At 38.6% G+C, this 15,111-nt stretch carries 13 protein-coding genes; 1 reads left to right on the forward strand and 12 read right to left on the reverse strand.

All coding sequences use genetic code 11. The features are described 5' to 3' along the window. Positions 1-3 precede the first annotated feature (3 nt). Positions 4-1,221 carry a DUF763 domain-containing protein gene (locus OK344_RS10115; RefSeq protein ID WP_265144678.1) on the reverse strand — a complete coding sequence of 406 codons (1,218 nt, stop codon included), beginning with the start codon at positions 1,219-1,221 and terminating at the stop codon, positions 4-6. A gap of 108 nt (positions 1,222-1,329) precedes the next feature. Beyond that, entirely contained in the window at positions 1,330-1,827 is a 498-nt protein-coding gene (gene tpx / locus OK344_RS10120) for a thiol peroxidase (protein WP_265144679.1), read from the reverse strand. A 158-nt stretch (positions 1,828-1,985) separates the two neighbouring features. Between tpx and OK344_RS10125 the strand changes: the two genes are divergently transcribed. Beyond that, positions 1,986-4,205, forward strand: coding sequence for an NADP-dependent isocitrate dehydrogenase (locus tag OK344_RS10125; RefSeq protein ID WP_265144680.1), 2,220 nt, complete (start codon positions 1,986-1,988; stop codon positions 4,203-4,205). Positions 4,206-4,269: 64 nt separating this feature from the next. Here OK344_RS10125 and OK344_RS10130 read toward each other — a convergent pair whose 3' ends face one another. The 10 genes from OK344_RS10130 to OK344_RS10175 form a co-directional block, all read right to left on the reverse strand. Next, entirely contained in the window at positions 4,270-4,863 is a 594-nt protein-coding gene (locus OK344_RS10130; protein WP_088468942.1) for a hypothetical protein, read from the reverse strand. Between the two features lie 4 nt (positions 4,864-4,867). Next, on the reverse strand, positions 4,868-5,359 hold the full coding sequence (locus tag OK344_RS10135; RefSeq protein ID WP_265144871.1) for an RNA polymerase sigma factor: 492 nt from the start codon (positions 5,357-5,359) through the stop codon (positions 4,868-4,870). 128 nt (positions 5,360-5,487) lie between these two features. After that, positions 5,488-6,603: a pseudouridine synthase gene (locus OK344_RS10140; protein WP_265144681.1), complete on the reverse strand. Its 1,116-nt coding sequence runs from the start codon at positions 6,601-6,603 to the stop codon at positions 5,488-5,490. Between the two features lie 121 nt (positions 6,604-6,724). Beyond that, positions 6,725-7,618, reverse strand: coding sequence for a UbiA family prenyltransferase (locus OK344_RS10145; protein ID WP_265144682.1), 894 nt, complete (start codon positions 7,616-7,618; stop codon positions 6,725-6,727). Positions 7,619-7,664: 46 nt separating this feature from the next. Further along, on the reverse strand, positions 7,665-8,591 hold the full coding sequence (locus tag OK344_RS10150; protein ID WP_265144683.1) for a mevalonate kinase family protein: 927 nt from the start codon (positions 8,589-8,591) through the stop codon (positions 7,665-7,667). Between the two features lie 119 nt (positions 8,592-8,710). Continuing rightward, complete coding sequence (locus OK344_RS10155) at positions 8,711-10,192, reverse strand: MFS transporter (RefSeq protein WP_265144684.1); 1,482 nt, start codon at positions 10,190-10,192, stop codon at positions 8,711-8,713. A 111-nt stretch (positions 10,193-10,303) separates the two neighbouring features. Continuing rightward, entirely contained in the window at positions 10,304-11,482 is a 1,179-nt protein-coding gene (locus tag OK344_RS10160) for an acetyl-CoA C-acyltransferase (RefSeq protein WP_265144685.1), read from the reverse strand. Between the two features lie 88 nt (positions 11,483-11,570). Continuing rightward, positions 11,571-12,893 carry a nucleoside permease gene (locus OK344_RS10165; protein WP_265144686.1) on the reverse strand — a complete coding sequence of 441 codons (1,323 nt, stop codon included), beginning with the start codon at positions 12,891-12,893 and terminating at the stop codon, positions 11,571-11,573. A 16-nt stretch (positions 12,894-12,909) separates the two neighbouring features. Continuing rightward, the gene (locus OK344_RS10170; protein WP_265144687.1) at positions 12,910-13,506 is read right to left on the reverse strand and encodes a bifunctional nuclease family protein; all 597 of its coding nucleotides are present in this window, start codon (positions 13,504-13,506) and stop codon (positions 12,910-12,912) included. A gap of 84 nt (positions 13,507-13,590) precedes the next feature. Then, complete coding sequence (locus OK344_RS10175) at positions 13,591-14,961, reverse strand: sensor histidine kinase (RefSeq protein ID WP_265144688.1); 1,371 nt, start codon at positions 14,959-14,961, stop codon at positions 13,591-13,593. Between the last annotated feature and the right edge of the window lie 150 nt (positions 14,962-15,111).

Raw genomic sequence — 15,111 nt, forward strand, 5'->3', positions numbered from 1 at the left:
TGTTTAAAACAACGACAGTTGAATTCCGCCATCAGGTTTTCTGTTGCCTGGCGGTTTCGCATCGCCAAAAACAGTTTTGCCGCCATAACGCCAGGAATTGTTCCGTTCTTCTTCAATTACTTCTTGAATATCAAAATCCGGCGTAAAGTTTTCCTCCAGCTTGACATTAATTTCGTGAAGTTTTTTGAAGGCCTGCATTTTATCTGAATTTCCCAGTTTTGATCTTTCGATTCCGGTTCTTAAAATATCCAGCGTTTCATCATAAATCTTGGTAGGAACCGGAAAAGGATGTCCGTCTTTCCCACCATGAGCGAAGGAAAACCTCGCAGGATCCTGAAATCTGGACGGTGCACCATGAATTACTTCGGAAACCAAGGCCAGACTTTGCATCGTTCGCGGACCAACACCTTTAAGCAAAAGTAAATCTTCGAAATTTTCGGGCTGCATTTCGCGGGTCATGGACAGGATTGCCCCGAGACGTTTTAAATTTACATCCGAGGCCTGCACATCATGATGGGCAGGAAGAATCAGCGAAACTTCCTTCATGATTTTTTCTGGAGGCTCGTGAGAGATTTCGATGATGCCTTTTCGGTTTTCAACTGCAGATTTGGCAGTCAAATCGAGAATAATCCCCTGGTTTTTACCACAAATCCCCGAGTGTGGTTTATCTACAAAAGATTTTAAATTTTCAGAATGCCAGTGATACCGGCGTGCGGTTTTATCTTTTCCGCTCATTCCCTGCTGCACGACCGTCCAACTGCCTTCATCATTAAGAATAAAATTGTGTGTATAAAGTTGGTAACTGTCTTGTATTGCAGTATTATCGACTTTAGCAGACAGTTTGCTTGCTTTTACCAGCTCATTTCCATTAAGGCCGGTAAGATGTGCAATTTTCAACAGTTCGTTTGGGGTTTCTTTGGAAAATTTTCCTTTTCCTCCGGCGATGTAGATGCCTAGTTCTTTGGAATTTGGATTAATTGCTCTTTTTAGCGCGCCCATCACCGAAGTCGTGACCCCCGATGAATGCCAGTCCATGCCCATCACCGCTCCCAGACTCTGAAACCAAAACGGATCACTCATCCGGCGAATGATTTCATTTTTCCCATAGTCGGCAAGAATTACCTCGAAAACAGCGAGCCCAAGTTTAGACATGCGTTCGTACAGCCATTGCGGAACATAGCCATAATGAAGCGGCAAATCTGCTGAACCGGAGCGTTTCATTTTATTTGTTTGGTGGTTTAATTCTCATCTCGCTTTTTGCGTAGACAAAAAATCAAAGATTCTCAGGGAGAAAATCTTTGATTTCTAAGCATAAATTTAGTCGAAAGGTTACTTTACCGCGTTTAACGCAGCATCGTAATCAGGTTCGGTTGTGATTTCAGGAACCTGTTCGGAATAAATAACATGATTGTTTTCATCGGTTACAATCACTGCACGGCTTAGCAGGCCTTTCATTGGTCCGTCGGTAATTGTTACGCCGAAATCATCACCAAAACTTCCGCGGAAATCTGATAGCGTTTCTACATGATCCAAACCTTCAGCTGCACAGAATCTTCCAAGTGCGAAAGGTAAATCTTTGGAGACATTGATTACCACGGTATTTTCCAAAGCGCCGGCGCTCTCGTTGAATTTTCTTGCAGACGCTGCGCAAATCCCTGTATCAATACTTGGGAAAATATTAAAGATTTTCTTTTTTCCGTCGTAATCAGATAATACTTTTACCTCGAGTTTATCATTTACCAAAGCAAAATCTTTCACTGTCAATCCATTTTCAGGCAAATCGCCGATGGTGTGTACCGTATTTCCTTTTAATGTAATCTGTGCCATAATATTATTTTTTTGTTTCTCAAAAATAGCGATATTAAGCTTAAAAATATTTGAAACAAAGGTTAAATTAATCTTAAAGTTCACTCGTGCGCACTTTCGTACTCCTTTAAAATTCCTTAAATTTGTGTTTCTTAAATTAAATAATAAATACTAGCATAATGTCAGAAAAATCCAAAATCGTCTACACCTGGACCGATGAAGCGCCGATGTTGGCCACCCATTCTTTTTTACCGATTGTTGAAGCTTTTACTAAAACTGCAGATATTGAAATTTCGCCCAAAGACATTTCACTTTCAGGAAGAATTTTAGCCAATTTCCCGGAATTTCTGAATGACGGACAAAAGGTTGAAGACGCTTTGGCAGAACTTGGTAAATTAGCAACAACGCCGGAAGCAAATATTATTAAACTTCCGAATATTTCAGCATCAGCACCACAACTTGATGAAGCAATTGCAGAATTGCAGAAGCAGGGTTTTGCGGTTCCGAATTATCCGGCTGAGCCTAAAAATACAGAAGAAGAAGCCATTAAAGCTAAATACGCAAAGGTTTTAGGAAGTGCGGTAAATCCCGTACTGAGAGAAGGAAATTCTGACAGAAGAGCACCAAAAGCAGTAAAAAATTACGCAAAAGCCAACCCACACAGAATGGGAATGTGGACAGCAGATTCTAAAACGAAAGTTGCCCATATGAACAGCGGCGATTTTTACGGAACAGAAAAATCGGTAACTGTAGAAAACGATTCTCAGTTCAAAATCGAATTTTTTGGAAACGATGGTTCTGTGAAAGAATTGAAAGGACTTTCGCCTTTGAAAGCGGGAGAAATCATCGACACTTCCGTAATGAATCTTTCAGCGCTGAAAAGTTTCGTTGCAGATACAATTGCTGAAGCCAAAGCAGCTAACGTATTACTTTCAGGACATTTAAAGGCGACCATGATGAAGATTTCTGATCCAATTATCTTCGGAGCGATGGTTCAGGTTTTCTTTAACTACGTTTTCACAAAATATGCAGACCTGTTCAATGAACTTGATATCAATCCGAATAACGGACTTCAGGATCTATTTGATAAAATCGCAGGCAATTCTCAGGAAGCTGAAATTAAGGCCGACATCGAAAAAGCTTTGGCTAACGGACCGGCTGTAGCGATGGTAAATTCGGATAAAGGAATTACCAACTTCCACGTACCTTCCGATATTATTGTAGATGCTTCTATGGCCGCACTCATCAGAGGTGGCGGTAAAATGTGGAATAAAGAAGGCAAGGAAGAAGATACCATCGCCATGATTCCGGACCGTAATTACGCCGGATTCTATCAGGCTGCAATTGACGATATGAAGAAAAACGGAGCACTCGACCCGCGCACCATGGGTTCGGTTCCGAATGTTGGTTTAATGGCGCAGAAAGCTGAAGAATACGGTTCTCACGATAAAACCTTCCAGATGACCGCGGACGGAAAAGTAAAAGTTTCTGACGCGGACGGAAATATTTTCATGGAACAGGATGTTCAGAAAGGTGATATTTTCAGAATGTGCCAGGTGAAAGATGCACCAATTCAGGATTGGGTGAAACTTGCCGTAAACAGAGCAAGACTTTCCGACACTCCGGCAATTTTCTGGCTTGATGATCAGAGAGCGCACGACCGCGAAATGATTAAAAAAGTTGAGAAATACTTAAAAGATTACGATACCACAGGCCTCGATATTCAGATTTTGAGCGTTGTTGACGCCATGACTTTAACTTTAGAAAGAATCAGAAAAGGTTTGGATACGATTTCTGTTTCAGGAAATGTATTAAGAGATTATTTGACCGATCTTTTCCCTATTCTTGAGCTTGGAACATCCGCAAAAATGCTTTCTATTGTTCCGTTGATGAATGGCGGCGGACTTTTCGAAACCGGAGCCGGAGGTTCTGCACCGAAACACGTCGAGCAGTTTATCGAAGAAGGTTATTTACGTTGGGATTCTCTGGGTGAATTTATGGCTTTACAAGCGAGTTTAGAGCATTTAGCACAGACTCAAAACAATGAAAAAGCACAGATTTTAGCAGATTCACTGGATGTAGCGAACGAAAAATTCCTTGCGGAAGACAAATCTCCGGCAAGAAAAGTGGGATCTATCGACAACAGAGGTTCACACTTCTATCTGGCGATGTACTGGGCAGAGGCTTTAGCCAACCAGACTAAAAATGCTGAGATGGCTGCAATTTTCCAACCAATTGCAAAAGCGATGTTTGAAAACGAAGCTAAAATCAATGAAGAACTAATCGGAGCTCAGGGTAAACCACAGGACATCGGTGGATACTACAAGCCAGATTTCGGCAAAACCGATGCAGCGATGAGGCCAAGCGCAACATTGAACGAGATCATCAAAACAATATAAGTTTGGCCATTTAATTGCCTCAGACTCAAAATAAAAACTTCCCGAATTTCCGGGAAGTTTTTTTTTATTTCAGCTCATCAATGATTTTATAAATCTGGTTGAAATATTTTCCATAATACCGTTGAAACCAAAACTTACCGAAAAAATACAGCGCACCTAATGTCCCGATGCAGGTGGCCAGAAACGTAAGGATAAATCTCAGACCTGTAATCTCCTTCAGAGGCGGCGAATATTCAAAAACCAACAGCATCTCGCACACCACAAACGGTGCAAACGCAATATAAAAAGCCATATAATATTGCTCATTAAGCTTAAACTGGTATTTTAAATCCTTGAGTGCATCCCATGTGTTCAGGTTAATGGTACTGATATTTTTATAAAGCTGAAAGAATTTAAAGAAATAGAAACTTGTAATCAGCATCATGGTGGCCACCAAAGTGATAATATAGACTTTGAATTTGAAAAAATGCATATCGACCAGCAGAAAGAACAGAATTATGAGTACAAAAATTACTGCGGTCCAGTAAAACTCTTGTCGCATATTCTTCCGTATTTTTTCAAGCGGAAGATGTATTTCGTTTTGTTTTTCGGTTGAAATTTCGGGAGTTTCAGCGATATTTTCGTTGCTCCACAGTTGTTTTAAGTGATTTAATTCCATAACCTTAGTGATTAATGAGTTCTTTTAGTTTTTCTTTGGCGCGGTTCAGTTTTACTCTTGCATTTACTTCGGAAATCCCGAGCTGTTCGGCCATTTCTTTTCCGGAATAGTTTTCCAGGTAATAAAAAATCAGGGCTTTATCGATGGTATTAAGCTGGTTAATCGCACGGTACATTTTCTGGAGTTTCAGTTCCTCTTCATCGTTAAAATCTTCATGTTTTATTTTAAAATCTGCGACTTCATCGTTTTTAATGAAACTTCTTTTCTTTTCAGACTTTAAAAATACAATTGCGGTATTCAGCGCGATCCTGTAAAGCCAGGTAGAAAAAGCGCTTCTGCCTTCGAAAGATGGATAAGCCTTCCAAACCTGGAATGTAATTTCCTGGAAAAGATCTTTCTGGTCGTCGAAATTATCCATATACATCTTAGAAATCTTGAAAATCACCCCTTTGTGTTTTTCTATTCTCTCTAAAAATTCTTTTTCCAGTGTTGGCATCATTAAGTAATCTGTGAAGTAAGTAGCAATTTAAAATATTTGTTACAGAAATATTCTGCGGGAACGAAAAAAAAACCTTTCTGCAAACAACAGAAAGGCTTTGTAATTAGTAATCAATCATTAGAATATTACATCATCTTAAGATTGTTCACTTCGAGATCGGTAAGAATTCTCCAGTGTCCGCGCTTAATATTTTTCTTGGTTAATCCTGCGAACATTACCCTGTCGAGTGCTTCAACTTCGTAACCTAACCTTTGGAAAATTCTTCGCACTACCCTGTTCCAGCCGATGTGGATTTCAATTCCCACTTCGTTTTTCGGTTTTCCTTCGATGTAGGAAATACTGTCGACTTCAGCGACACCTTCTTCCAAACGGATTCCTTCTGCAATGGCGTTAAGATCGGCTCTGTCGAGTTTTCTGTCTAAAGTAACATGATAAATTTTCTTCATGTTGAAGGAAGGATGCGTTAATTTTTTGGTCATGTGTCCGTCGTTGGTCAACAGAATAACTCCGGTGGTAGAACGGTCGAGCCTACCCACAGGAAAAAGTCTGTACGGTGAGGCATTTGCCACCAAATCCATTACTGTTTTTCTGGCTTTTTCATCTTTTGTAGTTGAAATGTAACCTTTTGGCTTATTTAAAAGTACATACACGGGTTTCTCCGGTGTAATTCCCTGTCCGTCGAAAATCACCTTATCGGTTTTTTGAACCTGATAGCCCATTTCTGTGACTACTTTTCCGTTCACCTGAACCAATCCCTGGGTGATCAGTTCATCGGCTTCTCTTCTGGAGCATATTCCGGAATTGGCGATATATTTATTTAAACGGATGCTTTCTTTTGGCGTTTCTTTGGCGAGTTTATCGAATCTTCTTTTCTGAACAAAAGATCTGGTTTTCTCGTTTTCACCCTGTGGTCTCTCGTAATTTTTGAAAAGTTTAGTTCCAGATTTCCGGTCTCCTTTTTCGTATTTATCGCGGGTATCGAATGATTTTCCGGACCTTTTTCCTGCCTGTTTGCGGGAGGCGGGTTTATCAAATGTTTTTTCGAAAGATTTCGCCTCAGATTGTGACATCAGTCGCGGTTCTCTAGGTTTCTTAGGTTCTTTTGCAGGTTTTCTATCCTCAGTATTTTCAGGCTTTGAGACGCGGGCACGTGAAGGAGCTGGTCTGGAACTTCCAGAGTTGGAAATTTTAGAAATTCTTACTTTTTTGGGTTTGTTGTTGCTGTTTCTGTCTCGGCTCATTGTCTGAAAAATTTTTGCAAAGATAAAACTAATTCGCTGATATATCGACAATTCTTTTTAAACGGCTCAGATTCAACCATTAAGTATTGAAATAAATACATTTAAAGAGAAGTAATTTTTTTTAAAATCTTTCAATGATACCATCCAGCAGCATGGCAATAATTCCTACAAAAACCCAGATCCTAAAAATATTGAGTACAATAAAATTCGACTTTTTCACTGAACTTAAGAGAAGATAAACCGACAAAATGATTACAAATAACCCGGCGGCAAAATAAAGTGGCAAAATGCTGTGAATTCCGGTATTGTTGATAATCAGCATTGAAACAGTAAATAACAGGACGGAAAGAGCCACCACAACATTCACTGCATTGTGCGTTCCAAAAGTATTGGGAATCGTCGTATAAGCAAAAATTTTATCCGCATTTTTGGTTAAAATATCTTTCACGATATCGATCATCAAAAGCATCACAAACAGAAAAACTGCCATAAGAAATACTTTTCCCGAAAATGTATGGTAATAAACCATCATCCCAAAGAAAGGATAAAGTGTTAAACTTACAAAAGTGATGTTATTCAGTATAAGAATTTTACTAAGTTTATGGCTGTAAAACCACATAAAAAACTGATAAATCAGGAAAAAGTAGAAAACCCGCTGCGAAATAAGAAACGCCGTGGTAAGCGAAATTGCGACTAAAATTAAATAGGCATAAAGAAAATATTTCTGCTTTAAGAAATTCTGAATCTTAGTTCGGAAAGGCTTTGTAAGTTGATCTTTTTCACGGTCGTAGAACTGGTTGATAATTCCGCCCGCCAAAATGCTTAAAACGGTGCAGAAAATAATCCCGTGAACTTTGAAATCGAAAACAAAATCCCTCAGACTCTCTTCCTGATTAAAAAGAAAAAAGGTGGAAACGTATAATGCAAACGTAAGTAATACCGCGACGAAAATACGTGCCCCGAGGAGAAAGCCAACAAGCTGCGATATTCTGTAAAAAATAGGTTTTTTCTTCATTTAAGCCCGCTTCAGATAAAAACAATTATTTTTTACGGTGTGAAATTTAGAATCTGTAGATGACTTCTTTCTGATATCCTTCCAGCATTTTTTCCGCCTTTGCGTAATCTTTGGTGAAACCCAAAATATAACCACCGCCACCGCTGCCACAAAGTTTAAGATAATAAGCGTTGGTATCGAGGCCTTTTTTCCAGGCTTTATAAATGCTTTCCGGAATCATTGGTTTGAAATGTTCATAAGCCCAAACCGATAAATTTTTAAGATTTCTGAAAAACGGATTCATTTCTTTTTTCAGGAAAGCATCGATGCAGGCATTGTTGTAGCGGATAAATTCTTCTTTCATGGTTTTACGGAAGCCCTCGGTTTTCATTTTTTCAAAGAAAATCTGAACCATGGGTCCCGTTTCGCCAGTCATTCCGGAATCGATTAAAAAAATCGCGCCTTTGCCCTCTTCACTTTTCGGAATAGAAACCCGGTCAACATTTTCTTTATTTTCGATAAGAATCGGAAGATTCATGTAGCAAATTAAAGGATCGATGCCTGAACTTTTACCATGAAAATAACTTTCTAAGACTCCAAAAACTTTTTTAAGTTCCTTTAGTTCACTTTTGGAAATACTTTCGGGTGTATATTTTATGAAAGAATATTTTTCGAAAATTGCAGCGACTAAAGCACCTGAACTTCCAACGCCATATCCCTGTGGAATATTCGAATCGAAGAAAAGTCCACCAGCAATGTCTTTTTGAAAATCAGCGATGTTGAGTTTAAATTTTTCATCCAACTCAATATTCATTAGATAATCTGAATATTTTTTAAGGGATAAATTCGATTTTCTTTCGAATTCGCTGCTTAAATCAGAAAACTTCAACGTTCCTTTATAGAAACTATAAGGTACCGTAAGACCCTGAGAATCTTCGATAATACCATACTCACCGAACAAAAGGATTTTAGCGTAAAAAAGTGGATTTGTCATTCTTTAATTTAATCCGTTGATTTTCAGTTGCAAATTTACAAAAAATATCTTTAGAAATATATTGTGTGATATTCAAAAATAGCGCCAGAATACTGCAATATTTTTAAACAATCAAATACTTATTTTTCTTTTACCATTTTAACCTTTAAAAAGCGAATCAGTACTAATCCTGCAAAGAAAAATATCGACATTGAGAGGGCTGCAAACCTCATATTATGGTACTTCTCGATCATTGTCGCAAAAATGAAAGTTCCTAAAATGATCGCCAGTTTTTCCAAAACATCGTAAAAGCTGAAAAAGGTAGTGTTATCCATGGAATCTTCCGGCAGTAATTTTGAATAGGTAGATCGGGACATTGCTTGTAAACCACCCATTACAAGCCCGATAATTCCGGCAATTCCGAAAAACTGATATTCAACATTCGGGTTTTCCTTGTTAAGATAATAAGCGGATAAACATGCAACAATCCACAGAATAATTGCTATTGATATTACATTTTTATTTCCGATTTTTCTTGATAACCATGAGAAGAACAGAGCACCAAAGATCGCTTCGATCTGAATTATTAACAATGTAAGAATTAATTTGTCTTGTTTAAGATTAATTTCACTTTTGCCGAAGAGCGTAGCCATTAAAAAAATCGTCTGCATACCGACACTGTAAAAGAAAAAACTGGAAAGGAAAAATTTCAGATTGCGGTCTGCAAACAAAGATCTTCCGACTTTAAAGAGTTCGCGGAAACTCTGTCGCGCAATATCAATATAGAAATCGATATTGTCTTTTAAAACTTCCCAGAAACCGCCCTGTTCTTCGTGTTTTTTAAAGATATTTTTATAATTGAGCAACACCAGATCTTTCGGCAACTGGTCTTTTACATTCCCGAACTGTGGCAGATGCTTGAAGGTGTACTGTGCAAACCCAAACCACCAGGCTCCTGTAAGAAGGAAAGAAATGCGGGTGTACATTTTAGCTTCCTCCGGAGTTTTTGCGAAAACCTGAATCAAAACAAGACATATTACGACCAATACTACAGATCCTAAATATCCGTAAACATATCCTTTGGCAGAAAGCGCATCCTGTTTGTCCGGTGTTGCAATATCGGGGAGAAATGAGTTATAAAATACCAAACTGCCCCAAAAACCTACGCTCGCCGTAATACTGAACAGCAGTCCGAGAAAAACATTCTGCATACCTGTAAACATGGCCAATCCCATACAGGAAGTTGCACCTAAATAACAGAAAAACTGCAGAAAAGATTTTTTGTTCCCGATGGTATCGGCAAGAGAAGAGAGAATTGGTGAAAGCAAAACTACAATCAGAAACGAAATCGTAAGCGAATAGCCGTAAATCGCATCTGGCTGGTATTGCTTACCAAATAACGTAATCATATGTCTTACCGGAACTTTTATCCACTGCCCGGTTTCTGCAACATATTCGCTTTTTTCTGTCGCAGTGGTAAGAATCGAATAATAAATCGGAAAAATGGTAGAAGTTATTACCAAAGAATATACGGAATTGGCCCAGTCATAATAAGCCCAGGCTTTCATGATTTTGGGATTATTCTTAATGTTTTGGTTCGTAAGATTATCGTTATCGGGCATCGGAATAGTTTATTAATGAACAAAAATAGAAAAACCATTAAGAATCTGATGAAAAAATTCATTAATAATTCTTAATGGCTTCATTATTAAAGCGAATGTGCAGATTACAGTTTATAGATTCTCGATCACCATCGCACTTGCACCGCCGCCACCGTTGCATATTGCGGCGGCACCATATTTTCCGTTGTTTTGTTTAAGAACGTTGATTAGAGTAACAATAATTCTCGATCCTGAACTTCCGAGCGGATGACCCAGCGAAACCGCACCTCCGTTTACATTTACTTTCTCAGCATCCAGTCCCAAAATTTTATTGTTTGCCAAGCCTACAACCGAAAAAGCCTCATTAAACTCAAAGAAATCAATATCTGAAATTTCAAGACCTGCTTTTTTAAGCGCAATTGGTAAAGCTTTTGACGGAGCTGTGGTAAACCATTCCGGTTGGTGCGCGGCATCAGCGTATGAAACAATTCTCGCCAAAGGTTTTAAACCTAATTCCTCCATTTTTTCTTTAGACATAAGAACTAAAGCCGAAGCACCGTCGTTTAATGTTGAAGCGTTTGCCGCAGTTACGGTTCCATTTTCTTTTTGGAACACTGTTGGTAAAGTACCGATTCTGTCGAAGTTTACTGATTTGTACTCCTCATCTTCTGAAAAAATAAGCGGCTCCCCTTTTCTCTGCGGAATTTCAACCGGAACTACTTCATCATTAAATTTACCTTCGCTCCACGCTTTTGCCGAACGCTTGTATGATTCAACCGCGAAGTTATCCTGGTCTTCTCTTGTTATTTCGTATTCTGCTGCACATTTTTCTGCACAAACACCCATGTGAACCTTGTTGTAAACATCTGTCAAACCATCGAAAACCAAACCGTCCTGCATTTTAACATCTCCTAATTTGGTTGAATTACGTGCGTTAAAATAATGTGGGACTGAAGACATATTTTCCATTCCACCTGCTACGATTACATCCTGATCTCCAGCTTTAATAGACTGTGCAGCCATCATTACCGCTTTCATCCCGGAAGCACAAACTTTATTGATTGTTGTAGAAGGCGTTTCATTAGACAAACCTGCTCCCAAAGCTGCCTGGCGTGCCGGCGCCTGTCCTTCGCCTGCCTGAAGAACATTCCCCATATATACTTCCTGAACCATTTTCGGATCAAGATTAATTTTTTCTAACGCTCCTTTAATAGCCGCCGAACCTAATTTTGTTGCGGGAACGGTTGATAAACTGCCCAGAAAACTGCCCATTGGCGTACGAACTGCCGATACGATGAATACTTCTTGCATGTGTAATTTTTAAAATTTTAATACGGCAAATTACAAAAAAAAACACACTTTAAAAAAAGTGTGTTTTGCTTTATTTCAGGGCGAAATTTTAATGTTTTACGTCGGCTAAAACTTCCGGATTATGTTTGTGTTTGAACAATATTGCAAATAATATCGCAACGACAAAAGCGTAGATGGCAAAAACAAGCCAGATTTCGTGCCAAGCTTTTCCACCATCTTGAGTAGTAAAGAAGCTTGAAATAGCCCAACCACTCACAGCACTTCCAAGGATTGCTCCGAAACCATTGGTCATCATCATAAACAGACCTTGAGCAGAGGAACGTATCTTACTGTCGGTAGTACTCTCAACAAATAAAGAGCCTGAAATATTAAAGAAATCAAATGCCATCCCGTAGATAATATTGGATAGAATAATTAACAACAAACCGAACCCTTCCGGAGCTCCCGCTGAGAAAAATCCAAAACGAAGAACCCATGCAAACATCGAGATCAGCATTACTTTCTTAATTCCAAATTTATAAAGGAAGAACGGAATTGCAAGGATAAATAAGGTTTCTGAAATCTGCGAAATCGAAATTATCATCGTAGAATACTGCACCACTGCAGAGTCTTTAAATGCTTCCACACTACCGAAATCTTTCAGGAAGGTGTCTCCGTACATATTGGTCAGCTGAAGCGCTGCACCCAAGAACATTGAAAAAATAAAGAAGAGCGCCATTTTTCTCTGCTTAAAAAGACTGAACGCGTCCAGACCAAGCTTCTGGGTAAGTGTAGCATTTTGACTTATCAATCTTGGCGGCGGACATTTAGGTAGAAAGAAAGCAAAAATTCCTAATATGATGGCAAAAATTCCCGCAAGATAAAATTGGTTTGCATTCAGTGAGTTTCCAAAAATATTGGCAATTGAATAACCTACGCTGATTCCAAAATCAGAAAATGATTGTTCATCACTAAAAATATTGGTAGTCCACATGGCGGCAATAAAGCCGATTGTACCCCAAACCCGAATAGGCGGAAACACTTTTACCACGTCATAATGACTGTCTTTTAAAAGTTTATAGGAAATCGAGTTCGAGAGTGAAAGCGTCGGCATATAAAAACACATTCCTATTAATAAAATCCAAAAAAAGGTTGTAGGATCGTCTGTTTTAGCCAAAAGAAAAAGCGTGACACCATACAAAATGTGGAGAGCTCCGTAAAGTTTTTCAGCATTAATCCATTTGTCTGCAATAATTCCCATTAATGCAGGCATAAAGATGGAAGCTATTCCTAAAGTTGAAAAAACGGCACCAAACTCAGCCCCACTCCATTGTTTATAAGCAAAACCATAAGTTCCTAAGGTCGTAAGCCAAGCTCCCCACACAAAAAACTGCAGAAAGCTAACAATGGTAAGTCTTAATTTTAAATTCATAGTTTAATTATCAATATTATTCAATCTTCTTGTTTCTCTTTTTAATTTCCTGCTGCAGTTCCATCGCGGCATCGAAATCTTCATCTTTCACCGCTTCTTCGAGAAGTTTCTGAAGATCCTGTAAAGTGAGCGAAGCCAAATCTCCTTCTGCAGATATTTGTTCTGAATCGCTGTCTTGCTGTGCAGGCTCTTCAAGTTCCAGAAGGATTCCGGCTTCGTTCAATACCTGAGGAGTTGTATAAATAGGCGCATCGAAACGTACTGCCATGGCCACAGCATCAGAAGTCCGTGCATCCATGATCAGCTCTTCGTTATTGGCTTTGTTCTTGAAATTGATATTTGAAAAAAACACGCCGTCGATAATTTGGTAAATGATCACAGAAACCAGTTCATAATTGGTGATCGACACAAATTTGGCGAATAAATCGTGAGTTAAAGGTCTCGGCGGATGAATATCTTTCTCTAATCCCAAAGAAATCGACTGTGCCTCGAAATTTCCTATCACTACAGGCAATTTTACTTTGGTTTCCTCATGCTCCAAAAGCAGAGCATAAGCACCGGACTGGGTTTGGCTGTAAGAAATTCCGCGTATGATTAATCTTTTATAATCCATAGCTACAAATATAATTGAATTTTTAGATTTGAAATTAGTTTAAAAATATTTATTGAAATACTTGATTAAAAACAGCATTTTTCATCAGGTTTGGGGGAGATTATCAATATTGATTTCGATGAGGAACGAACTGCCGGTTTCGCTCTTTGTTTTACTGAATTTAGCATTCATAAAACGAATACGCGAATCGATATTTCCAAATCCTATTCCTTTATTGTTTTTCCGCATGACGAAACCTTTGCCGTTATCTTTCACTGATACTGTGATATGAGGATGCCGGTGCGTAATCATTACTTCAGCAGTTTTGGCTTCTGCATGTTTGATGATATTGTTTACCAATTCCTGCACAATTCTGTAAATGTGAGTTTCTATGACCTTATCAAGTTCAATACGTTCCCCCGTAGAAGTAAATTTTATCGGAATCCCATAAATATTTTCAATTTTCATACAGAAATTCTGCAGGGCGGTAATCAAGCCAAAATTGGTAATAGAAGATGGCGAAAGGTTATGCGAAATTTCCCTGATCTGGATACAGGATTTATCGATTATCTGTGTTACATCCCGGAGGATCTCTTCATTTTCGGGGTTTTTGTTGCTGAGTTTCAGATAGGCCAGGTTATATTTTATCGCCGATAAATCCCCGGCAATACCATCATGCAGTTCCTCTGCCATTCTTTTTCTTTCTTTCTCTTCACCTTCCAGCAGTCCCTGGAGTTTGCTGATTTGCTGCTGATGCCGGTGTTTTGTTACGCTAACATTAATGCGGTTTCTTTCTTCATTTATCAGTTTTACTTTGTGGGCCAAACCAAGGCTGAAAAAAATAGTTTCAATAATATTTCCGATGAAGAAAAATGTGATTGGATTTTCCATACCGAGCGACGGAATAAAACTTCCGGCCAGCGCTATTAAAGCACAGAGAACAAATACCACAACACCAATTAGAAAAAAGAATTTGTGCTCTCCGGAACGCTGTATCGCCCGCAAAAGAGTAAGAACAAAGATAACAAGCATTACCGGTACATAAATATAAAGGTAAAGCGTAACAAACAATTCGGCATTCCGCATCGCCATACACAATGCAGCGAATCCGACGAACAGATAAGCCATAAAGTTAACAACCCACTTTGTACGTTTAAAATATTTCTTGGCATTCTTATCAAAATCCAGGAAATAAAATGCAAAGATTGAATAAAAGGTGTAAAAAATGATTGGAACAAGGAAGTTAAGAATGGTCGTAATCATCTCAGCGTCCTCGCTGCCGAAAATTGGTTTTAAGAGGTCTTCAAATCCGTAGTAGACTGTATCGGAGCGGCTCAGCACATAAATAATAAGAAAAATATTATAAAGTCCGTAATACTTGAAACTCTTGTCGCGCAGGTACAAAAAGATCACTCCACTGACAATAATGAACAGCAATTGGAAAGATATAGCCATGTTCCAAACAAACACTTCCATCCTGATAATTGTTAACCTGAAATCTCTTTTGAAAGTAAATTTACTTATTTTTTGATGAGGAATATGTTAAAAAATAATCTTTAAGAAATTACTTTCATGAACACAAAAAAAACGCTGAAAAAATTTCAGCGTTTTCAGTAACAACTATTG

Origin of the sequence: Kaistella yananensis (assembly GCF_026107505.2) — a bacterium.
In the GTDB taxonomy this organism is placed as follows: Bacteria; Bacteroidota; Bacteroidia; order Flavobacteriales; family Weeksellaceae; genus Kaistella; species Kaistella yananensis.

Coding starts and splice junctions, on each gene's coding strand:
- OK344_RS10170 (WP_265144687.1), bottom strand. CDS start 13,506: ATGGATTATAAAAGATTAATCATACGCGGAATTTCTTACAGCCAAACC.
- OK344_RS10140 (WP_265144681.1), bottom strand. CDS start 6,603: ATGAGCCGAGACAGAAACAGCAACAACAAACCCAAAAAAGTAAGAATT.
- OK344_RS10135 (WP_265144871.1), bottom strand. CDS start 5,359: ATGCCAACACTGGAAAAAGAATTTTTAGAGAGAATAGAAAAACACAAA.
- OK344_RS10145 (WP_265144682.1), bottom strand. CDS start 7,618: ATGAAGAAAAAACCTATTTTTTACAGAATATCGCAGCTTGTTGGCTTT.
- OK344_RS10175 (WP_265144688.1), bottom strand. CDS start 14,961: ATGGAAGTGTTTGTTTGGAACATGGCTATATCTTTCCAATTGCTGTTC.
- OK344_RS10165 (WP_265144686.1), bottom strand. CDS start 12,893: ATGAATTTAAAATTAAGACTTACCATTGTTAGCTTTCTGCAGTTTTTT.
- OK344_RS10130 (WP_088468942.1), bottom strand. CDS start 4,863: ATGGAATTAAATCACTTAAAACAACTGTGGAGCAACGAAAATATCGCT.
- OK344_RS10150 (WP_265144683.1), bottom strand. CDS start 8,591: ATGACAAATCCACTTTTTTACGCTAAAATCCTTTTGTTCGGTGAGTAT.
- OK344_RS10155 (WP_265144684.1), bottom strand. CDS start 10,192: ATGCCCGATAACGATAATCTTACGAACCAAAACATTAAGAATAATCCC.
- OK344_RS10160 (WP_265144685.1), bottom strand. CDS start 11,482: ATGCAAGAAGTATTCATCGTATCGGCAGTTCGTACGCCAATGGGCAGT.
- OK344_RS10125 (WP_265144680.1), top strand. CDS start 1,986: ATGTCAGAAAAATCCAAAATCGTCTACACCTGGACCGATGAAGCGCCG.
- OK344_RS10115 (WP_265144678.1), bottom strand. CDS start 1,221: ATGAAACGCTCCGGTTCAGCAGATTTGCCGCTTCATTATGGCTATGTT.
- tpx (WP_265144679.1), bottom strand. CDS start 1,827: ATGGCACAGATTACATTAAAAGGAAATACGGTACACACCATCGGCGAT.